This window comes from Chryseobacterium sp. sg2396 (assembly GCF_042610505.1).
Taxonomy (GTDB): Bacteria; Bacteroidota; Bacteroidia; order Flavobacteriales; family Weeksellaceae; genus Chryseobacterium.
Genome location: NZ_JBHGAQ010000007.1, coordinates 172,918 through 194,131 on the forward strand (window position 1 = coordinate 172,918; position 21,214 = coordinate 194,131).

General features: G+C 39.9%; 20 protein-coding genes. All 20 read right to left on the bottom strand.

Going from position 1 to position 21,214, the window contains the following annotated elements; translation table 11 throughout:
- Positions 1–67: 67 nt before the first annotated feature.
- Positions 68–418: an immunity 51 family protein gene (locus tag ACED20_RS09745; RefSeq protein WP_294197606.1), complete on the bottom strand. Its 351-nt coding sequence runs from the start codon at positions 416–418 to the stop codon at positions 68–70.
- A 112-nt stretch (positions 419–530) separates the two neighbouring features.
- A complete protein-coding gene (locus tag ACED20_RS09750; protein WP_294197604.1) occupies positions 531–989 on the bottom strand; it encodes a tetratricopeptide repeat protein in 459 nt (152 codons plus the stop codon).
- Positions 990–993: 4 nt separating this feature from the next.
- Positions 994–1,635, bottom strand: a complete 642-nt coding sequence (locus tag ACED20_RS09755; RefSeq protein WP_294236666.1) for a hypothetical protein — start codon at positions 1,633–1,635, stop codon at positions 994–996.
- A 1-nt stretch (position 1,636) separates the two neighbouring features.
- A complete protein-coding gene (locus tag ACED20_RS09760) occupies positions 1,637–3,007 on the bottom strand; it encodes a PAAR-like protein (RefSeq protein ID WP_294197598.1) in 1,371 nt (456 codons plus the stop codon).
- A gap of 5 nt (positions 3,008–3,012) precedes the next feature.
- Entirely contained in the window at positions 3,013–4,071 is a 1,059-nt protein-coding gene (locus ACED20_RS09765) for a LysM domain-containing protein (protein WP_294236664.1), read from the bottom strand.
- Positions 4,072–4,079: 8 nt separating this feature from the next.
- Positions 4,080–6,269 (bottom strand): type VI secretion system Vgr family protein, encoded by a 2,190-nt coding sequence (locus ACED20_RS09770; RefSeq protein ID WP_378104335.1) that lies wholly within the window; start codon positions 6,267–6,269, stop codon positions 4,080–4,082.
- 218 nt (positions 6,270–6,487) lie between these two features.
- Positions 6,488–6,901, bottom strand: a complete 414-nt coding sequence (gene tssD / locus ACED20_RS09775; protein WP_294197590.1) for a type VI secretion system tube protein TssD — start codon at positions 6,899–6,901, stop codon at positions 6,488–6,490.
- Between the two features lie 440 nt (positions 6,902–7,341).
- Positions 7,342–7,701, bottom strand: a complete 360-nt coding sequence (locus ACED20_RS09780; RefSeq protein ID WP_378104337.1) for a hypothetical protein — start codon at positions 7,699–7,701, stop codon at positions 7,342–7,344.
- Between the two features lie 31 nt (positions 7,702–7,732).
- Positions 7,733–8,743, bottom strand: coding sequence for a DUF2931 family protein (locus tag ACED20_RS09785; protein ID WP_294222680.1), 1,011 nt, complete (start codon positions 8,741–8,743; stop codon positions 7,733–7,735).
- A 79-nt stretch (positions 8,744–8,822) separates the two neighbouring features.
- A complete protein-coding gene (locus tag ACED20_RS09790; protein ID WP_378104339.1) occupies positions 8,823–10,439 on the bottom strand; it encodes a phospholipase effector Tle1 domain-containing protein in 1,617 nt (538 codons plus the stop codon).
- A gap of 7 nt (positions 10,440–10,446) precedes the next feature.
- Positions 10,447–12,384, bottom strand: coding sequence for a type VI secretion system Vgr family protein (locus ACED20_RS09795; RefSeq protein ID WP_378104341.1), 1,938 nt, complete (start codon positions 12,382–12,384; stop codon positions 10,447–10,449).
- 43 nt (positions 12,385–12,427) lie between these two features.
- A complete protein-coding gene (locus tag ACED20_RS09800; RefSeq protein ID WP_378104343.1) occupies positions 12,428–13,315 on the bottom strand; it encodes a lytic transglycosylase domain-containing protein in 888 nt (295 codons plus the stop codon).
- Between the two features lie 67 nt (positions 13,316–13,382).
- Positions 13,383–15,878: an ATP-dependent Clp protease ATP-binding subunit gene (locus ACED20_RS09805; RefSeq protein ID WP_378104345.1), complete on the bottom strand. Its 2,496-nt coding sequence runs from the start codon at positions 15,876–15,878 to the stop codon at positions 13,383–13,385.
- Between the two features lie 264 nt (positions 15,879–16,142).
- Positions 16,143–16,547 carry a type VI secretion system tube protein TssD gene (tssD, locus tag ACED20_RS09810; protein WP_294197575.1) on the bottom strand — a complete coding sequence of 135 codons (405 nt, stop codon included), beginning with the start codon at positions 16,545–16,547 and terminating at the stop codon, positions 16,143–16,145.
- Positions 16,548–16,736: 189 nt separating this feature from the next.
- Complete coding sequence (locus ACED20_RS09815; RefSeq protein ID WP_378104348.1) at positions 16,737–17,699, bottom strand: hypothetical protein; 963 nt, start codon at positions 17,697–17,699, stop codon at positions 16,737–16,739.
- Positions 17,700–17,923: 224 nt separating this feature from the next.
- On the bottom strand, positions 17,924–18,451 hold the full coding sequence (locus ACED20_RS09820; RefSeq protein WP_294263618.1) for a hypothetical protein: 528 nt from the start codon (positions 18,449–18,451) through the stop codon (positions 17,924–17,926).
- Between the two features lie 102 nt (positions 18,452–18,553).
- Positions 18,554–19,366 carry a hypothetical protein gene (locus tag ACED20_RS09825; protein ID WP_294197557.1) on the bottom strand — a complete coding sequence of 271 codons (813 nt, stop codon included), beginning with the start codon at positions 19,364–19,366 and terminating at the stop codon, positions 18,554–18,556.
- Between the two features lie 43 nt (positions 19,367–19,409).
- Positions 19,410–19,841 (bottom strand): hypothetical protein, encoded by a 432-nt coding sequence (locus ACED20_RS09830; RefSeq protein WP_294197556.1) that lies wholly within the window; start codon positions 19,839–19,841, stop codon positions 19,410–19,412.
- Positions 19,842–19,879: 38 nt separating this feature from the next.
- On the bottom strand, positions 19,880–20,086 hold the full coding sequence (locus ACED20_RS09835; protein ID WP_294197555.1) for a hypothetical protein: 207 nt from the start codon (positions 20,084–20,086) through the stop codon (positions 19,880–19,882).
- 227 nt (positions 20,087–20,313) lie between these two features.
- Positions 20,314–21,156, bottom strand: coding sequence for an SH3 domain-containing protein (locus tag ACED20_RS09840; RefSeq protein ID WP_294197553.1), 843 nt, complete (start codon positions 21,154–21,156; stop codon positions 20,314–20,316).
- Positions 21,157–21,214: the final 58 nt, after the last annotated feature.

Consider the following 21,214-nt stretch of genomic DNA (forward strand, 5'->3'; position numbering starts at 1 on the left):
GAATGGTAAAAATAACAGCCAGTAGCCAAAATTAAAAAAGACCCCGGATGAGGTCTAGTATGGTTGATTAATCGATTTCGGCTTTCAGGAAGAGATCCTGGATCTGCAATTCGTTTTCGCAGGTTTCTTTAAATCCGGTGATGAACTCCTTTAGTTTTTCCGGATTTTCGGAATAGGCACAGAACATATCCGCTTCTGGGTCGAACTTAATGTCTTCGGCTAAGTCAGGCCTTTTTTCTTCGAGGAACACTTTTGCGAGCGAGGCCCAGTCGTAACCGTTTCCTTCAAAACCTTCATCTTTCCGCCACTCGAAAATTTCGGGTTTATAAGTTCCGGCGTTTAAACATACTGAAAAAGTTTTGTCTGAGGCTACCCAGAAAAAGGGCTTGATGGCCGTTTCAAAATTGTAGGCTTCCATACTTTTAAGTTTGATTTAGTTTAAGTCTACTAAAGATACGGAATTTCTTTTTTGCCCGGAATTTTATAACATTTATTAACGTTTCCTCAAATTTTGATCAGCTTCACTTTACTTATCGATTAATTGACGCCGTTTCCAGTGAATCTAAGATCTGAAGGTTCCGTTTGCTATTCGGATTACCCAGCTGGTCTGCTTCCAGAAGATGCTGTTTTGCTTTATTGAAATTTTTTGTCTGAAGATAACAGTAACCTAAAGAATTCTGTATTTTACCATTGTCTTCAGGACTGTATTTATCTTTATTCCGGACTGCTTTTTCAAAATTCAGGATGGCATTCTCATAATCATTCAGTTCGAGATAGGAAGATCCTAATCCCATGAAAGCGTCCGGATACTTGTCTTTATTTATCCGTTCAAAGTAAAATATCGCCAGTTCATATTGTTTTTTTCCGTGCGCTTCCCAACCATCCTCGTAAAATTGAGTATCGCTGTCTGTAAAAATTGAGTTCTTAGCAATCACTACTATTAAGCCTATTGCAATAATTCCAACGATTATCAATACGATTTTCTTCATTTTTCTAGATGATAAAATTTATAATATTTATAGCTGATAATGTCCAAAAGATATAATCATGAATTTTACCTGACTTATCCTGCTCATCCGTTTTGCCGGCATCGGTAATTTTCATTTTCTTCAACAAAAATAATAGTATGGCCGGAGCAACAAGAAAGACAGCGAATATCCACCATTTGTAATTAAACTTCCAAAGATCGGCCCACAGCAAAAAAGCATTTGAGTCCGTACCTATTTTCCTTAATCCGAAAAACGGTACAGGTTCGTTTTTATTAAGCGGATTTCCCAAAATATCTTTTTCAGGGCCTATTTCCCTGCTCTTTATTTTGGCATAATCTTTTTTCCTGAGATAAAAGGAAATATCAACATAAGCTTTTTTTTCATCAATGCCCCGGAGCCATGTATTGATTCCCTCAAATATACCCGGATATGTTCTGCTGATCCGGATATTATCTTTTATAAAGTTATAGGTTACTGTTGTGCTTCGCCGGCTTGAGTATACCTCTATCTGGTTTTCTGCAGCTTTCCATGATACCTTTTGAATATATGAAAATTCCTGAAAAGTTATTATAATGGTATAGCATGTATAAATTCCCCATAAATACATACATAACGGTAGTATAAAATTCAGATTCTTTTTTTTCATTTTAGTCTTTGCCTGCCAGCACCGTTATTTTTGCCCGTGCTGCCGCTTCCTCGTTCTGTAAAGCTTCTATCAAATCGTCGGCCTGCCCTTTCAAAAGAAAATTTGTTATTCCTTTATAAGCATCCTGAAGCAGCCCCATATAAAAGCCTCCTCCCTGAACTCCTCCTTTTGCGCCCCCTTTGGACGGATCGAACCCAGGCCTTCCAAAATTATCTTTTAATGCTCCTATGCCCGCTGTTCCGGCTAAAGCAGCCGAGCCTTTTAAAGATAAATTATTTTTTACATATTGAGAATTTTGAGTAAATTGGTTTTCTTCGATAATCTGATATCTTCCTCCGTAATCCGAACCTGTAACTACCCGGTAAGTTGGTCCGACCTGAGAATTTCTTCCCGCAATTGCCCCGTCTATTCTATTTACTGATGAGGTTTGCGTTGCTCCTCTCTCTTCAATATCATCCAGACGGACAGATTGTGTTGTTGTCTGCTCATAATAGGTAGAGGTTCTGTTTCCAACCGCATCTTTTCCTACTCCCAATGCTCCGCCCACATCATTGGTATGCTCATAAAGAGCTTTATCCCCTGCAGCATTTGCAATCCTGTAATTTCCTACGATTTTATCAGGGTCCGTTTCGAAGCCGTCAACATAAGTTTTTACCGTGTTTCCGTCTCCGGTAGGCACAACAGAATAAATGCCTCCTTTGGCCTGATCGATACCCCAGCCAACCGCATAAGCTGTTCCTGTTGCTAAAACCGCACCACCGACATAATTTAAACCTGCCTTCCAACCGAATTTTGCAAAGGTGCCGATGGCTGTGGAACCACTGGTGCCGATGGCTGCTAATGCGGGATACAGTAAGTAAGAAAGAGCAATGACGCCTACCGTATTAATGGCCGTTCTTCCTATCGTAATATCCGTGAATTCATCTGCTGCTTTTTCGGAAAACAAAATCATGACATTCCCCCCAAGCCGGCATGGAATCTGAGAGTTTTCCAATAAAGGATGTTTTCCTACAGTCAGTACATTGGTATCAAAAGGAGTCCAATCGTGAAGCAGCATTCCACAGATTGACGGAATTAAGGATATTCCGGCACCCGCTGCAGCACCTGCAGCAGCAATGGCAGCTACCGCCAATGCTCCTCCGGAGACGATGGATCCGGCTACCAGTGCAATTCCTGCTACGGCACCGATAATGGCACCTGCAACGATCATTTTACCACACATGAAGTTTCCGCCCGGCCTGTCATCCACCGTCGCTTTGAGATAACCGCCCGCAATGGTCACTTTAGACTGGCTGGTCACTTTTATCTGCTGCTTTTTCATTCCATTGGAGCATACCAGCCATGCTCCGTCAGGTACATATAGTTTAGCCATTTGCGTTAATTTTTACTAAGTTGTATGGTATGTTCCGTAAGATGGGTATATTTTCTGCTGGCCTGTTCTTTTATCTTTGAATGGCACAAAAGCATTTTTCCCTTTTGAACATCAAAATGATATTCGAGAGACCAGGTAAACGAATAATCAAAATGTTCCTGTAAAAAATCTTTCAGCTTGGTATTATAAATATTTCTCAGATGATTGTTTTTATCAGGGTCTGCTTCGGAATAAAATTTTATCTTTAAAATATCCCCGTCTTTTTCCACTTTCCGCTTGGTGAGGATCATTACGCTCTCATTGGCAAAAACCTGTGAGATATATTGTTGTTTTCCCTGCTCAATGAAGATGCCAGGATCAGCATATTCATAAAACAGATCATTAAGAAATAAAGTATAGAGCAGGTTATTTTTTATCAATGGCAATGTATCACTGAAATCCCTGTCTCCGCCTTCTATCATATTTTTCTCTTCAAATGTATTTCCCAATTCAGGTTGTAATTCATTTTTAAGCATATTCCATCTTTCCGTGATTTCTTCCTGATTTACCAATGATTCTACACCGCCTTCTTGAGAAAGCCCGATGACCAAGTGTTCCAAGGGTTTATTAAACTTCTGCATATATTCTGCAAACTGCCGGTAAATGGATTTGATATATTTTACCTGATGCAATTTTTGCTGAATAGCGCCGTAAAAAATCCCATCTTTTTTAAATTTCCTGAATTCCCACACCATTTCTGTTTCAGAATCTATCATGCTGCTTCCGGAAACCTGCATATCAATTTTCTGTAAAATCAGATACTTATCATTATCTGTTTCTTTTTGTCTTAATGCCACTTTTTCAGAAGACAAAAGATCTTCTTTTTTCTTTTTTAAAACTTCTACAGAATCCGGAATTATAATGAAAGTGGACCAGGCGGGTAAAGAATTGTCTTCTTTGATCCATTCATGAGGTCTCGAAGATTCATTATGATATTTTTTAATTTCAGAAATGGATAATCCTAATTCTTCAGCTATTGAAGCCAAAGTGTCTCCATTTTTTACATAATATCTATTCGGTTCCAATGTTTATTTTAATTTTCTATGATTTGACTTCCTTCAATTGTCGTACTTCCATTAAAAATAGCTTTTGAGCTTCCACTGCCTTTAATTTCAACGATAGGACTGGTTACTGAGATTTTACTTTCAGTAATAATAATCTCGCTGCTGCCGACCTTTAACTTAATCTGTTTAACACCTGTAAGATCAATGGTTCCGGTATTATCCATGGTGAAAACACTTTGCCCCTTTCCTACTTCAACTTTATGGGTGTTCCCTATATCCGCTATATGATCGCAGCCGACCTCCAGCTTTTTATTGTTTCCAACTTTATCCGTTTTATTGTTTCCTACGGTTTTAGTGCTGTCATTATTAGCATTGTGAACGACATTTCCCGCACCGTCAAACTTCATATTCGCTCCGCCCTGATCGGTAAGGAATACCGAGCCTTCGCCATCATTGAGCTCCAGCTTGTTGCCGCTCCGGGTACTCAGGCTTTTGATGTTGTTGCCGGTACCGCCGCCTGCTCCCACCTGGCCGTGGAACATTCCACCCATAACGAAAGGCCGGTCGGGATGCTGATGTACGAAATTGACGATCACCTGATCGCCGACTTCAGGAATTGCCATAAACCCTCTGTTTTTGCTGACTTTATCGCTGGCTCCCGCATCCGGTGTCATCACACGGATGAATTCTGTGGTATCCTGCCCGTTCTGCCAGTCGAATCTTACCTGCACTCTTCCCTGGTTAAGCGGATCGGCATTGGAAATCACCTTTGCAAACTGGGGTTCGGCCCTCGGAATTTCAAATTCGGGGCGCGGGATATATTCGCAGTCAGCGGCTATGGCTTCAAAAGTTCCGGTATAATAACCGCGGGCATCGACCTCATGATAAACTTCTGTCATCAATATTTTGGTAAAATAGGAAGTATCGTTTGTTTCCGATTTTCTCATCTCAAGATCTACCGGACAGCCAGGGTAGAGAAAAGGCACCGTCGTGGTGCCGGACGTTACAAAAACCTCAGCTGCCCTGCTTCCTGCCGTTCCTTTCTGTGATGCATCAATATCCATAAATGATGCTGCTTTTATAGGAGCAACCCTCAGTGAAGGCGTTGTGAATGTTTTTTCTGAAATTTCGTAGGCTCTCCGGGCAATGTCTGAAGCATGGGTAATTTTAGAGCTTCCGGTAGTTAATCTTTCGTTTTTACTGCTGTTATAACCATAAAAACTCGGATTGACGTGCTGTGCTTTCATCCTGACTTTTACATCATTCACACTGCTTCCATAGATAAGCTTGATGGGCTTTTCCTGCGGTGGGAGCTTTCCGAAATGCAGCACTTCCCCGTCATAGTAGAACTGTTCGCCATAGGCTTCTGCTATCCGGGCTAAATAATTGTAATGGGTTTCTTCATACTGTGAACTGTAAGACACATTGCCATGCCGTGCATCAACCCTGAAATCAAATTTCCCCTGTCCGAGTCCTTCTTTCATAATATGATCGGCGATGCTGTTCAGGCTGATTTCCCCGGCTCCGCCAAAACTCTGGATATGGGGAGCAGCATCCAGAAGAATGGTTGGGCTGCAACCTGTTAAGACAATATTACCGAGACTTCCTTTTTCCTGGCTGAATCCCACTTCGGTAATAACCCCGACAAAACTTCTTTCAGGGCCTTCCTCAATATCTTTGTATTTAAAAACGACCGTTATTCTTTTGCCTAGAAAATTCTGTGCTTCCTCAAGATTATGGTTTTCTGCATTTCCCAAAGAATCGTGGGCCAGCATCAGGCTGAATTCGTGATGTCTGACAGCACTCTGCTTTAAGTGGAAATGTTTGAAATGCACGATGGTTTTTCCTTCTACGACAATATCCAACTTTACCACACGGTTGATGCCGTGGATCTGACTTTCGGGAATAGCTTTGGCGTTATGTATTTTAGAAGTAGGCTGCTGAGACCAGACTTTATTTTCTATCACGTCCGGAGTATTGGGCTGCAACTTTTGATTCAGCAGCATTCCGGAAGTTCCTGAAACAACTCCAGTGTATGCCTGTGCCTGCGTCAGTTTCTGTGTCGTCTTTTGAGCAGAATCATCTGTACTTTCCTGAATTTTTTCGGCAGCTTTGTTTACTGCCTGATCTGTTGCCGTCTCCTTTCTCTCTTTAAGAGATGCAGGGGCGGAAGATTTTCCTGGAGAAAGTATTTCAGGAGGGTTACCATGCTTAAACATACCTTATAATTTAATTGATTCGATGTGTTTTATTTTGTGCTGAAATTTATTTGAAAGAATCAAACAAATTTTTATTAATCAAATTTCAAAACCGATCACCGGTCTAAGGATCAAATTGAAATAATGAGATCATTTAATTTCAAAAAAAAACAGAATAGCTACTCTATTGAGCTATGCTATTCTGTAACCAATTTTATTTTACTAAGATGATTGTAGGTTTAGTTGCTGTTTCCTCCTGGCCACAAACCTTTATAATTGGAGTTTCCGTAATCAATGCTTTCTGCACTTACCACAAAGCTGATCAGCATGCTGTTTTCGTCTACAGCGTCAAAATCCACTTCGTGCTGGATCACGTAACCATTTTCCCAGGTCAGGGTAATCAGGGTTCCTTCTTCGTGGGATTTGTTAAAAGTAATTTCACCGGTTGTCGGTTTGTATTTTCCGTTCAGTAAGCTTTCTAAGATATCTGATTTTTCAGTAGCTTCTACCGTAAGTTTAATCAGTGCATTGGAAGGATCTGAAGCGACTCTGCCGGAAACATCCGTAGATCTTGATACGCTGTAGTTCAGCTTTAATAATTTTTGTCCTTCTCCGCCATTGAATTTTAAGATTCCTCTTGAATTTGCTGCCATGATGGTAAATTTTAATCGTTAATATTTTGTGATTTGGTTGATTTGTTGAGTCAAAGATAGGCTAGTTATTTTTAACCTAAAAATATTTAAACTATAAATTCATCTTTTGTAGTAATACTACGATTTGAAGTCGTAATTCTACGACACTGGAAATAATAAATAACATAACCGATTAAAAACCATTACATTACACATAAAAAAATTACTAAAAACAACTAAAAATTTACACAAAGAAGAGATTTATTAATATTAATTTAAGATATTTTTGATAATTTTTAACATATCCAAATTAAAATATTCAGATAAAAATTTCCGGAAAGCTACACTGTCCGGAATGAATTTTATATATATCTTAAATGGAATCAGATTGATAGAAATTCTATCAAATCTTTATTTATCTCTCTGATTTTTTTTATTCAATCAATCGCTTCATCAGCAGGTTATTTATACGATTCCTTAAACTTAAATTCGCTTTTATAAATTCTGGTACTGTCAACTTCTACCGGTTGATTGTTGATCATGATCTGCATGCTGTTGTTATCAAGGGCTATTTTGAAATCAAGCTTAAAATCCTTTCCTAAACATGCGCTGCCTGATTTCTTCTCTCGCCTGCGAAATGTTGAAAACATTTTATCTGCGTACTTTTTATCATCTTTTATTACCTCAGCCTGGAATTCACCCAGCTGCACCGATACATAACCGTAGCGGAACCAGATAACGACCATTCCTTTAGGAGGAAATCCGAAAATAAGAGGTGGCAAATCTATAATAATACTTTCCGAGTTTATTATACTTTTCATAATAATCCGGTTCTAATATTTGTAGAAATGACTATCTATAGCTTTCTTTATAATCTCCTTCCCACTGATAAATCCGAATGCTGTCGGATTGCAAGGGCTGGCCATCCAGTAAAAGTTCTACTGAATTGTTATCGGAAGCTATTTTTATCTGAAGTTCTATCTTATTACCGGCTTTCTTGAAAGCTTCATTCGTTTTTTTCCAATTGAAAAATGCCCGTGCATTGAACTTTTCATTTTTTGCCTTACCGGTTTCCCAGAAAAAGACCATTTCCTTTGGTACTGCCCTTTCTTTGTATGGAATATCTAAAACCCAGGGCCGCAAAGCACTTTCTTTCTCTCCGTTATACGTGTAATTTAATACTTCAAACAAACGGAACTTCGGGTTTTCAGAAGTTACCACAGGCCGCCAATTATAGCGCTGCCTATAGCTATCCCATTCTTCCGGTGAAGCGTCGGGCATAGCCAGTTCTTTCCTGGCCTCTTCAAACCGTTCAGGACTAATCCGGTACATCTGAAGATATTTTTCTTTAGCCTTGGCAATAGCTGCCTTATCAGTGATCACCTTTGCCTGATAACGCCCCAGCTCAATGCGCGTATTTCCGAAATTCAGCCATACGACAACCATCCCTTTGGGAGCAAAACCGAAAACAAGCGTACTGAAACTGTCGTAGGCATTTTCATCGTTTTTAGCTGTATATCCTCTCCCCAGTCTTTTGTATTCTTTGGTTTCTCCTTCCAGATCATCCCATCTTGCATAAGCCCTTTCCATATAATCTTTTATTTTATCTTGAGGAAAATCAATATTGAGATGGTAGAATAGATCTTCGTATCTGGAATAATAAGTGATATCCGCACCTACCGGCGTACCATATTGTTCCGTCCACATCGAGCCGGAGTCGCCCCAACTACCTGATGAGCTGCCATAAGGCAGGCCCGCATGATTCCCTTCCAAAGTCTTTACCTTATCAAAAACCGGTGTTACTTCATATTTATTATCAGGTTGAGAGATTTCTACACGAAACGCTAATTTTTCATTATTCATTTTCTGACATTGTATTAGATTAGTACAAAATATTAGGCACAAAAAATTTTGTAGTATAATTTTTAATATTTTTTTTGTATTACCCATCCTGTATATTTCTTTTACGTTCTTTTGCACTAGTTACTTTGCCTATTCTTGGACCTAATCCTAATTTGGTTACGCTTGCAGACCAATGCAAATATTGATTCCGTAAGATCTTAAGATCCTGTTGATCTACATATTCTTCGTAATTCAGTGTTTTCAATTTTTCTACATAATCGCCAGAAGAATTGGTTTTGTTATATTCTTCTATAAATTCATTTCTTAAATTATTGCAAGCATTCATATATCCCAGCAATTGATTATAAATTTTACTTAAAAAAGAATCCTGTATTTTATGATCACTTATTGAATTTTTTTTATATATTACTTTGAAATGTTCTGAATAATGAAACATTGTATTAAGGGATACTTTATCATAGATATTACGAGGCTTTCTTTTTCCTTTTAAGATAAACCTGGAGTCTACACCATGAACATGTGGAGTAAGTCTTTCTATCCAAATTTGTTTAGGATCATCAATATACCAACCCTCTTCAATCAATATTTCACGAAATCTTTTACATTCTGTGTCATTTATTTCTTCCTTATATAAATCTACATTTTCTTCAACCAGATCCACATAACACCCTCCTATGTCAGAATGCACTCCGGGTAATGTAAATTCCAGACCTTTTACGCCGGATCTTTTAATATTTGTCAGATCGAAATTATCGCGATGTTCATCATCTGCTGCCAGTTGTAAAATAAAATAGGCTTTATTTACAGAATCAAGACCCAATTGCGCTGTATCATCATCGATTATACTTACATTTCCAACTTTTTTTCCTCTATGATCCATACCATAAGCAGCCACAGTATCATAAAGTCCGACAAAATTGAAACTTATGTTTTTAGGAATAACTTTATTTGCAACCAGACAAGCACCGAAATAACCATACTGTGTAACTAATGGATTATCAAGATCCACTTTGACACGATTATTAAGATTATCAAAAGGTGCCAAAGCCATTCCTTTTTTATTGTCAATCCTTAATACCGTTGCAGCTTTTGTTGCTATATGAACGAAATGCCGGGCTGCTGTTGCTCCTCGGCTAAATCCATATACATTAACTTTTAAATGAATATCTTTACCTGCATATTTGGCAAGTGCTTCAGAACTATTCTTACATCCTTTTGATACTTTAGCAGGCACTCCCCGATCACCGGTTCCAAAAGGTATCCCAATATTATTAGGTTTTGTGGTAAATGGAATGGATTCACTCTCTAAATCTTCAGTTCCGATACCTTCGATATAGACCCGAATCTGGTTTTCAGCATTTGGATCTACAGCATCATATCCTCTGGCTACGTTCGAATAGTCATTTGTATAGCTGTCATCTACATGATTGGAATTTTCATGTTGCGCACCGGCTTGGGTATTGGTTTTATTATTCTGGGTTCCGTCAAAAAAAAGATTCAAAGTCACATCAATGGTATTGACAGGCTTGTCATTCGGATTGATTTTTTCAGCCGGATTATAACTTACGCCGGTTTCATTTCCCTTTTGTTCCACAGAAACGGCACTGTTGTGAATGATTTCTTCTTTGGCATAGGTTTTATAATCTCCGCTTGTACGGATCACAGTCTTGCCTTCTATGATATATTCGATGCTCATGACTCAATTAGTGATTTTTGGATTTCTCGCCGCTGTTGTTCTGAACCTCTTTTTCCGCATGGTGCTCCACCTTTCCTTCACTGTTGATCTCCACCCCTTTCATGGAAGTGAGCTTATGTTCTTTTTCGCCGTAAACTTCCATGTCGCCTTTTACATAATGGCTCATTCTTCCTACCACATTGGTCATAAAATCTGCACCAGTAGAAAGATATTTCATAGAGCCTACGCTTTCCGTATGGTTCACCATAATCGTATCGGATTTATTCATTCCGACCGTCGTTGTCATGTTCATTCCAACGTTGATGTTCATATTTTTACAATTAAGCGTCATCGTCTCCGGAGCCGTAATGGTGATATTACTTCCGGTGGTATCCAGATGAATTTCGTTGCCCGACTTATCGGTTATGATGATGCTTTCGTCTTCGGTAAAGACCACCCGGTGACCGCTTCTGGTCTGGATGGATTTCACCCTGTTATCCACACCGCCGCCAAGTCCGACCCCACCGTGGAACATTCCTCCCATCACGAAAGGCCTATCCGGATGGCTATGTACAAAATTCACCATCACCTGGTCACCGACTTCCGGAATGGCTACGTAGCCTCTGTTTTGGGTAATCTGATCCGTTCCGCCTGCGTCAGGGCTCATCATCCGGATAAAATGGGTAGTATCATTGGTCTGCCAGTCGAACCGCACCTGTACCCTCCCCTGTCCTTCCGGATCTGCATTGGAAACGACCGTTGCGATTTGCGGTTCCGCCTTCGGAACTTTAAATTCCGGTTTTGGCATAAATCCGGTATCCGAAGCGATTCCCTCAAAACTTCCGGTATAATGCCCGATGGTATCGATTTCATGAGACGTTTCCGTCACCATAATCCTGGTGAAATAATCCGACTCATTACTGTCAACTTTACGCATCTGAACATCAACAACACAGCCGGGATGTAAGAACGGAACCGTAGTATTCCCGGATAGGGAAAATACATTTACCGCTTCGCTTCCCGCCGTACTTCTCTGAGAATACTCGATATCGAGATGAGTGGATGCTTTAATCGGTGCTACCTGTAAAGCCGGAGTTTTGTATATTTTATCATTATGAGCGTAGGCCGTTTTTGCCAGGTCGCTGACGTGCTTGATCGGTGTTTCTCCGGAGGTCAGTTTTTCATGTTTGCTGCTGTTGTAGCCGTAGAACTGTGGTTTTGTATGAACCGCTTTTAATTCCACCCTGATGTCATTGGCACTGCTTCCGTAGGTTAATCTTATAGGTTTATTCTGAAGCGGAAGCTTCCCGAAATGAAGGACTTCACCGTCATAATAAAACTGTTCGCCATACGCTTCGGCCATTCTTGCCAGATAGTTATAGTGCGTTTCGTCATACTGACTGCTGTAAATAATCTGTGAATAATCATTGGTATCCACTCTTACATCGAACCGGCTGGAATCAATCCCCTGCTTAATGACTTCATTGGCAATGATCCCCATATTCACCGGAGAAGCACCGCCAAAACTCTGCATGTGAGGTGCACCGTCCAGCAGAATGGTCGGGCTGTATCCCGTAAGCACAATGTTTCCGAGGCTCATTTTTTCCTGGCTGAAACCTACTCCGGTAATGACCCCTACAAAAGTTCTTTCAGGGCTGTTGTCGATATCTTTATAGGAAATAACGGCGGTCAGGCGTTTCCCTAGGAATTTATTGGCTTCTTCCAGAGTATGGGTCTGACGGTCTCCCAGAGCATCGTGAGCCAGTGTTACACTGAATTCATGATGGCGTCTTGCACTTTGGGTAAGCTTAAAATGTTTGTAATAACGGATCACTTTCCCTTCGATAACCAAAGAGAGTTTCACCAGCCTGTTGATTCCGGTATGGTGGTTCTGAGAAATTCCGTCGGCATTCTGTGACGGACGGAATGAAGGGCTGTTTGCTATATCTTGTGATTCTGTTTTCATATTTCCTGTGATTTGGATAGGTTAAACATGATTTCTTAAAAGGCTACTGCCTGAGGATTGGTGTATTTGATTCCTTAACGGATCTGGAAAGGATTTTAGTCTTTCGCAGTAAAAAATCGGGCATCAGATCGGTTGGCAGGTACAATGTGCTCTGGCCTTTTTGCTTCAGCTCATCACTGATTCCGGGATTCCACGAAAGAAGTTTTTCCATATCTACGTCCAGTTCGTCTGCAATGATATTTAAATTAAATCCTGCATTGATATCGGTTTCTGCAAGTTGGGAACGGTCCTGTTTACTTCCGCCATTGGTAAAAAATACGGTATTGATTCTCGAAGAATTATAATTGCTCAGCACGCTTTGCAGTTCGCCGGTGGCATAGCATGCATTCAGGTATTTTTTAACATGGTTGATGGTTTCTTCCGGCAGATATTTATAAAAAACATGATACTGTGAAGAGCTGGCTGCAGCCATGGCCTTGGCGATATTTCCTTCACCACAGTTGTAGGCCGCCACTACCGTTATCCAGTTGTTATATTTCTTATAAAGGTTGGATAAAGAAACGGCTGCGGTTTTGGTGCTTTTATAAAGGTCATTTCTGTTCTGCTCCGTCAGGCCGTACTGGTTGGCATGGGCGGTCATAAACTGCCACACTCCTACTGCACCGGCTCCTGAGGTAATATTTCTGTTGAAATGGGATTCAATTAAGGCTAAATTTCTCAAATGTCTTGGCAGCCCTTTCTGCACCAGGGAATATTCGATAAAATCTACAATTTCTTTATTGGCATTGATGATGCTTTTATACTTCCTCACACTGCTTTCCGAAGTATCGGAAGCGGTAAGGAACTGGGCATTCGCCATCTGTGAAGTCATCAGAAGTATTGCCGTAAGTACGATATGTTTGAGATTCGGTTTCATTGTATCAGGTTGCATTAATTTTAACCGTAAAAAGCGAAAAGATTCAAAACATATTCAGACTGTTTTAAATCGTAAAGAATTTTTATTCCACTTTCCAGCTCAGTTTTTCTTCCTCGGAATTCCAGTCGACATGAATGGTCTGGCCCGGTTTTACTTCTTCTCTTACAATCATTTTGGAAATCGGTCTTGCCAACTGTGACCGGATAACTCCGGAAATCTGCCGTGCCCCATATTTACTGCTGAATCCGCCTAATGCAAGGTTCTTAACTGCTTCATCACTGATTTTCAAGCTCATTCCAAGTCTGGTTAATGAAGCATGCAGTGATTTTAACTGAATATTGAAGATCCTTTCTGCAATAGATTCGGTAATCGGTGCAAACGGAATAATCTCTGTGATCCTTGCCAGAAATTCCGGCCTGAAACGTCCTGAATTCGACATGATCTGCATCAACGAATTGGATTCAGGAATTTTCCCTTCTTCAAACTGCTTTACGATTTCTTCGCTTCCGATGTTTGAGGTAAACAGGATCAGCGCGTTGCTGAAATCCCCTTCTTTTCCAAGCTTATCATGGACTTTTCCTTCGTCCATGATTTGTAAAAAGACATCAAATACCGAGTGATGCGCTTTTTCAATTTCGTCAAATAGCACTACCGTGTACGGCTGCTGCCTGATTTTATTTACCAGCATTCCACCTTCTTCATATCCGACGTATCCCGGAGGCGCACCATACAAAAGTGCTGCGGAATGCTCTTCCTTAAATTCCGACATATCAAAACGGACCATGGCTTTTTCATCATTGAAGAGCAGTTCCGCCATGGATTTGGCCAGTTCGGTTTTTCCGGTTCCGGTAGGTCCCAAAAGGAAGAACGATCCTATCGGCTGCCCCGGCTTATTCAGTCCACTACGGTTTTCAACAATCGCATCGGAAAGGATTTTCAGGGCATGATCCTGACCAACAACCCTGTTCATCAAAAGCGATTCCATGTTCAGGAGCTTTTCTTTTTCCTGGGCCTGGATTTTCCCGATCGGGATATTCGTTTTAGCCGCCATTACTGCCGCCAGCTCCAGACGATCTACCTTTTCCCTTTTTACGGAAGCATGCTGTAAAAGTTCTTCGTAAGTATCTCCGATGATTTTCTGAATGTGTTCAACCGGCATGGAATTGTCGATCTGTGGCTGCTCACTCAAAGATCCCCACAGAATCGGGCTGATTTTATCCCTCAGCAAATTATACATCCAGATCAGTTCGTCGGCTTTATCTTTTTCATCAAAAAATTCCTCTTTCAGAATTTCATCATATTTCATTTTCCAGTTTTCCAATTCCTTTTCAGAAAGTTCGTCAAGCATTTTGATGGCAGCCATGGTCCGGTCCAGCAGGTCGATGGCGGCATCGGGCAGCTTTTTTCCTTTGGCATATCTTTTAGCCAGCCTTACACATTCCGGAAGGGCTGCTTTTTCCACTTCAATGCCGTGGTGCTTTTTATAGCCATCCAAAAGAACATCGATCATTTTTACACAGGTTTTTTCATCCGGCTCTTGGACCGTCAATACCTCAAAACGCCGGTTAAAAGCCTGTTCCGGCTCGATAATTTTTCGGTATTCTTCCTGGGTAGTAGCTCCGATGACGGTAATCTCACCTCTTGCCAGTTCTGGTTTTAATAAGTTTGCCACGTTTCCGATGCTTCCCTTCGGATCCAGCAGGGTATGGATTTCATCGATAAAAAGAATGGCTTTTTCAATCTTTTTACATTCGTTAATCACTTTTTTCAGGCGGTCTTCAATTTCGCCTTTGTAGGAAGTGCCGGCCAGCAAAGCTCCCGTGTCCAATTCCAGCAAAGTTCCGTTTTTAAGCATATCGGGAACATTTCCTTTGATAATTTCTATGGCAAAACCTTCTACAAGAGCAGTTTTTCCGACGCCCGGCTCACCGATGATGATTACATTCGGTTTGCTTCTTCTGCATAAGATTTCAACGAGCATTCTCAGCTCTTTATCTCTTCCGATGATGTTTTCAATCTCGCCTTTTCTCGCCTGGGCCGTGCGGTCTATGCAATAGCTTTTTATTGAAGGAAAGGAATTGTCCGAATATTCGGAACCATTGGAGAAGATGGAGGAAAATTCTCCATTTCCGGAAGTTTCGTAAGGGGTATCTTTTCTGTATAAATTAAAAATCTCGTGTTCCCTCAGCGGTAAGGATTTCAGCTGCTGCAGAGTAAAGGCAACCTGCGGTTTTACAATAGCCGTCAGAATACAGACCGGGGTAATTTCATCCAGGCCAAGCTTCAGCCGGATGTCATCTGCTTCTTCCACGATATGATCTACGGAATCATCCTCCTTTACTTCATCCGGCAGATGGGTGGTTTTCGGATAGTCCTCGATACGCACATCGGCCCATTCGTAGAAATATCCCGGATCCTTATCAATGCTTCTCAGGAATTCATTAAGCCCGATATCCCTGTGCATCAGGGCCTGCAGAATATGCGGCGCCCCATATGTCCCGTTATAATTTTCCTTCGCGATCGATTGTGCAATATGAAAAAGCTGTTTTACCGTCTCGTTGGTTACAAGTACTCCCATGGTGTTATTTTCTCAATTAATATTCTGTGTGATTGGTGTATTCATCGGCCGTTTCTGCTGAAATGCAGCAAAAACCAATCCATAACCGACTGAATTTTACTGCTTACTAAGATATTGATTTTTTTTGAAAATATGAATATATATCCCGTCAATATGACATACCGGAATTATCCACGCCATACCACTTTTTTATTCCAAAGGTAAAAAAAGACCGTCTTACAAGGACAGTCTTTTTTTGTTATGGTATTTATACACAATCTGTTTTTACACTGACGGCCACAGACCTCTGTAAGACGAATTTCCGTAGTCGATAGTTTCTGCACTCACTATGAAGCTGATCAGCATGTTATTTTCATCTACTGCATCGAATTCCACTTCGTGCTGGATCACGTAACCGTTTTCCCATGAAAGAGTAATCAATGTACCTTCTTCGTGGGATTTATTGAAAGTAATTTCACCTGTCGTAGGTTTGTATTTTCCGTTCAGTAAGCTTTCCAGGATGTCGGATTTTTCAGTAGCTTCTACTGTAAGCTTGATCAGTGCGTTAGAAGGATCTGAAGCTACGCGTCCGGAAACGTCTGTGGATCTTGATACGCTGTAGTTTAGCTTTAATAATTTTTGGCCTTCGCCACCGTTGAATTTTAAGATTCCTCTTGAATTTGCTGCCATGATTTGTAAATTTTAATCGTTAATACTATTTTGTGATTCGGTGATTGTGATACAAAGATAAAACAGCTATTATTTTTTTAAAAATTTTTAAATCCTAAATTTAATTTTTGTCGTAATTCTACGATTTGATGTCGTAATTCTACGATATTGGATTTAACAAATCCTTAACGAATCCTGATTTAAAATCAGTTACGACAGTTCGCTTACAGTAAAAAAGCTTTTGTTTTTTACACCAAAAAGGGAAATCGTATAATGGATTTCAATCGCTTTTACCATGCCGGAATCTGAATACAGGGTATATTTTCCGGTAAAACTTTTGTCCTCTTCTGCCGGAGCCAGTGATTGAAGAAGAGCCATTTCCTGATCGTAGTCCGCACTTTCCACTTTCTGCTGAATATCGACAGGAATATTTTCTTCGCCAATCGACTGCGTGAGAAAAGATCTGCCGTTTGTAAAGCCTTTTCTTAGTGCGGCAAAATAGGCTTTAATAAAAATATCTTCTTTCATCCGGCTTTCGAAAATGCGCTGATCGAGGACAGCCGTTTCAAATTCGTCGAGGTATATTTTTGCATAAGGATCCGGAAAAAGATCGGTAAGCCTTTCTTTGATCTTACCAAAATCCCTAATGGTCTCTTGGGGCAGTGATACGCTTAAAACCCTTCCTCTCAGATCCGTTTTCACCTCAACCGGATTGAGGGAGCGCATCAATTCCGCAGCAAGATCCGCCATCATACTGCCCTGACCTTCGGAGAAGTTGTTTTTAAATATCTGAAAGAAATGACAGTCGCCTTCTTTCCGCAGCCATTTTAGTGAGACGGTGTACGTCAGGGTATTGCTTTTTTCTTCCAGGCCGTTGTCTTCGATTTCTTTACTGACAACAGAAAATATCCTGCTGAAATTTTCAGGATGGAAAGGGATCTCCGGATTTAGCTTAGGGTTTTTGAAAGACGCATCGTTCCGGCTGTTGTATTCACGGATTCTGATGAGATCGGGAATCATCAGTTTTTTTCCAGGAACAAGCTTTTCATGGATCAGATCTTCCCTTGCACAGCGGGTATTGTGAAATTCTTTCAGGTATTCCGGGTTTTCAAGATGAATTTCTTCAGATATGCTTTCCAGCGTTTCCCCGGAAAGAATAAAATGAATGGTCATATTATTTCTGTTTTTGGCACTACCTAATTTAAATCAAAAATTTTATTTTACAAAATTGTTTTAAGATAGCCCGATGCTCATATTTTAAATACAGCCTCCGCAAAGTGCTTTTGAATAATAGGAGGTTACAGGTGATCTTTTATAATACGCAAGACTGGTAGAAATATGATTACAGAAGAAACTTCTCTCTTCCAGCATTTAAACCAGGTTCTGCTTTGGATTATTTATTTGCTTTTTGTGAATTCCAGATATTTGTCTCCGCATTGGGTGAAATGGTCGAATTCATTCATGGAATTTCCGTAATTCTGGATAATGATTTTATCACCTTCATACAGCCCGCCGATTTCGCCCATGGCAATCTCTGTGATTTCCCCGGTTTTTTCGTCGGTTTCAGTAGAAACATTTCCTGCAGCAATTACTTTTCCTCTATCGTAAATTTTGAAAACAGGCTTGCCATCCGTATTTTTAAATTCTATAGAAAACCTTCCGCCATCACAGGCCGTCGCAATAAATTTACCTTCTACGGAATTTTTTGTAGCTTCAGCCTTAGGAGTTCCCGGGCGGGCATCTTCTGTATTTTCTTCAGGTTTTTCGGTACTTTGTTTTTTCACCACATCTACAGTCTGATCCGCAGGCGATGAAACAACGGATGACCTTGGTTTGTTTTTTGTATGATTTGATTCATTTTTATTACAGGAAATCGACGCCAGTCCAGCGATGAGTGAAAGTCCTAAAAGTTTTTTTCTGATCATACCGTATTTTTGAATTTGCTTGTCTCATCAAAAATACCATAAATTTTTATTGGAAAAAGTTTTTTGTTTTAAATTATCCAATTCCCTGCTCTCGGATTGTCATTAATCAGCATTATACATTACCGTTCTCTTTATATTATTTCCCTGTTTTTCAAATGTAATGTCGGTCGTTCCTCCAGCATACAACATTTCGATGTTTACTTTGTTACTGGTTACTTTAAAATCAATATTCATTAACCCGTTTTGGTTGATTTCCATCGATGTATTTTTTACCGGTAATTTTTCCGGAAGATATTTTGAATCCTTTACCGCTGCTTTGTTAATGAGATCTTTGTATACTTTTTCCAAAGTGGCTGAAGATATGATACATTCCTGTCCGGAGGCCATTTCACCGGTAATTTCTTTGCAGGAAATATCTGTTTTGCGCTGGGGAGATCCGGCTGCTTTCAGACCGCAAAGTTCAGAAAGCGAATGCTTGGTGAAGATTGTTTTGTCATAACTCAGCTCAACAGGCGATTGGGGATCTGCCGTAATATCATAAAGCTTTTTGCTTTCCGGAATAAACTCCAGCCAGGCTACCGTATTTTCAACGGCACGCAATTCGCCGGTCCGGTCCGACATTTCCTTTGCATAGACTTCGATGGTAATTTTACGGTCTGAAATATTTTCAATTCTTACTGCAGTTTCCCTGAATTTCTTTAAAGCTTCCAGGTTGCTTGAGAAAACGAGTTCCTTCAGCAGATCTTCACATGAATATTTCTTGTCTGCCTGAGGTTCGGTATTCTGCTTTACCGGTGTACCAGCTTTTGAAGCCATTTCCGCCTGAGATTCCTTCCGGTTTTTACTGCAACTCAATACAAGGATCAAGCATACATACACGCCAAAGTTGAATGCTGCTTTTAAAAGATTTTTCATAGGTCAAAAATATGCATTCAGAAAACATTCTTCCTTTTCAAAATCATTTACGGTTTCCGATGCTTTTATTTTTCTTCATCAATTCATCAGCAAAATCCCTGAATGATTTTTGGGTGGCGGGCAACCCGTTTTGTAATACATCTTCACTTTTTCCTTTAAGATGGATGTTCGTAATACGGCCGTCCGGATCATATGAAAATATATAGGTTTCGTAATAGGTATCCGATAATTGTTCGTCTACATACATTTTCACTTTAAAGGTAACGGTGATCCGGGGAAGACTGCGTTGAACTTTTTCCGCTGTGTACGTCATCGCACAACCGGACCCGCAACTCAGGACAAAAGATCCGTATGCTCCTGCAATTTCTTTTTTATCGACCATGATTCGCCGGTCATTATTCTGACTCATGGATTTCAATGGCATATTGAAACAGCCGATGATGGTCAACAGGCATCCGATAATGTATTTTTTCATTTTCACGTGTGTTTATCTAAATTTATGCAGTCGATCAATCACTTCATTTTCTTTAGAGGAAAAACATCATTTCCCGGGTTGATAAAATAAACCGGACTTCCCGATATAAAGAATTCGTCATCCCGTTTTTCTATATAGATGGTTCCCATCTCCTTATCTTTCGGATTAAAAGCGATGCTGATCTTATCCTTTTGGACCAATCGGCTTTTAATATTCTTATAGATCTTTGGTTTTGCTTTCACCATCGCTGTACTTTACGGTAATGTTATTAAGCTTTATAATATGTATATCAAACCCGGTCTTTATTCCGTCCCGGTTTTTTGCGGAGAAGTGATAATTGCCAATCCACTTATTTTCATTATCATACTTGCTTTGTGAAGAAGGCTGACCGATAAAATTAATGAATAAAATAATAAAACAGATTATTGATTTCATAGCAATTGATAAAATATTACGAAAATGACCGTTAAATTCAATTCACCTGTACCCGGCTTTTATGAACATAACCTGTAAGTCCCTTTTTAGTCTTTATTAAGAACCAGTCGCCATTGGTATTTATTACCTCTATATTTTCTCCAGAATTAATCTTTTGTAAAATTGGTGACGAGGTACCTTTATCTTTTCTTAAGTTGGTATATCCATCCGGATCCTGAATGGTATATTGTTTTGCCGAGTTTTCAACACCCTCTGTACGACACTTTCGATTTCTTTCATTTTCAGCAGGAATCGTCTTAAGCTTTTCCGACCAGCCGGATTTCGTAATATCAATATTCTGTATGACATCACAAATATATTTTACTGCATTTTCTGACACATCCGACATGGTTTTGTAGATGGTATGTTTAAGAATCCAGGTATCGTTTTCAGGAATGATATAAAATTCTTTCTCATAATAGCCCCGGTCAGGAAAATAGGTCTTCACCATGAAACCTTTACTGCCGGGAATTTCAACAATATCTTTAATGACATTTCCACCATCCTCAGAGAAGTTCGTCGTTTCCAAAACCTCATCATAGCCTCCAGCCTTATTTCCGAAAAACACAAACAAATCTTCTCCCTGGTAGGCTGCGTTGCTGATTACCTTATCGGCAATTCCATCCTTATTGATATCAAAAGTTCTGATGAAGAAAGATTTGTTATTGACGTAGGTTTCGAATGTTGCATGTGCCTTTTGTCCTGAACTATTTTTTAAAGATGAAGATTTATCATTAATTTCATCGGTAATCTGCTGTTCTTTATTATGAATAATCTGTTTATGATCAGCCGTTTGGGAACAGCTGTTAAGCAGTAATAAATACAAAACAATTTTTTTCATTTTTGTGCAGGAGTGTTTTTAAAGTGATTGATTTTACGTATAGTTTTTTTTATACTAA

Coding starts and splice junctions, on each gene's coding strand:
- ACED20_RS09750 (WP_294197604.1), bottom strand. CDS start 989: ATGAAGAAAATCGTATTGATAATCGTTGGAATTATTGCAATAGGCTTA.
- tssD (WP_294197575.1), bottom strand. CDS start 16,547: ATGGCAGCAAATTCAAGAGGAATCTTAAAATTCAACGGTGGCGAAGGC.
- ACED20_RS09795 (WP_378104341.1), bottom strand. CDS start 12,384: ATGAAAACAGAATCACAAGATATAGCAAACAGCCCTTCATTCCGTCCG.
- ACED20_RS09830 (WP_294197556.1), bottom strand. CDS start 19,841: ATGAAAAAATACATTATCGGATGCCTGTTGACCATCATCGGCTGTTTC.
- ACED20_RS09835 (WP_294197555.1), bottom strand. CDS start 20,086: ATGGTGAAAGCAAAACCAAAGATCTATAAGAATATTAAAAGCCGATTG.
- ACED20_RS09800 (WP_378104343.1), bottom strand. CDS start 13,315: ATGCAACCTGATACAATGAAACCGAATCTCAAACATATCGTACTTACG.
- ACED20_RS09785 (WP_294222680.1), bottom strand. CDS start 8,743: ATGAATAATGAAAAATTAGCGTTTCGTGTAGAAATCTCTCAACCTGAT.
- ACED20_RS09780 (WP_378104337.1), bottom strand. CDS start 7,701: ATGAAAAGTATAATAAACTCGGAAAGTATTATTATAGATTTGCCACCT.
- ACED20_RS09825 (WP_294197557.1), bottom strand. CDS start 19,366: ATGAAAAATCTTTTAAAAGCAGCATTCAACTTTGGCGTGTATGTATGC.
- ACED20_RS09805 (WP_378104345.1), bottom strand. CDS start 15,878: ATGGGAGTACTTGTAACCAACGAGACGGTAAAACAGCTTTTTCATATT.
- ACED20_RS09755 (WP_294236666.1), bottom strand. CDS start 1,635: ATGAAAAAAAAGAATCTGAATTTTATACTACCGTTATGTATGTATTTA.
- ACED20_RS09790 (WP_378104339.1), bottom strand. CDS start 10,439: ATGAGCATCGAATATATCATAGAAGGCAAGACTGTGATCCGTACAAGC.
- ACED20_RS09770 (WP_378104335.1), bottom strand. CDS start 6,269: ATGTTTAAGCATGGTAACCCTCCTGAAATACTTTCTCCAGGAAAATCT.
- tssD (WP_294197590.1), bottom strand. CDS start 6,901: ATGGCAGCAAATTCAAGAGGAATCTTAAAATTCAATGGCGGAGAAGGA.
- ACED20_RS09840 (WP_294197553.1), bottom strand. CDS start 21,156: ATGAAAAAAATTGTTTTGTATTTATTACTGCTTAACAGCTGTTCCCAA.
- ACED20_RS09815 (WP_378104348.1), bottom strand. CDS start 17,699: ATGACCATTCATTTTATTCTTTCCGGGGAAACGCTGGAAAGCATATCT.
- ACED20_RS09745 (WP_294197606.1), bottom strand. CDS start 418: ATGGAAGCCTACAATTTTGAAACGGCCATCAAGCCCTTTTTCTGGGTA.
- ACED20_RS09820 (WP_294263618.1), bottom strand. CDS start 18,451: ATGATCAGAAAAAAACTTTTAGGACTTTCACTCATCGCTGGACTGGCG.
- ACED20_RS09760 (WP_294197598.1), bottom strand. CDS start 3,007: ATGGCTAAACTATATGTACCTGACGGAGCATGGCTGGTATGCTCCAAT.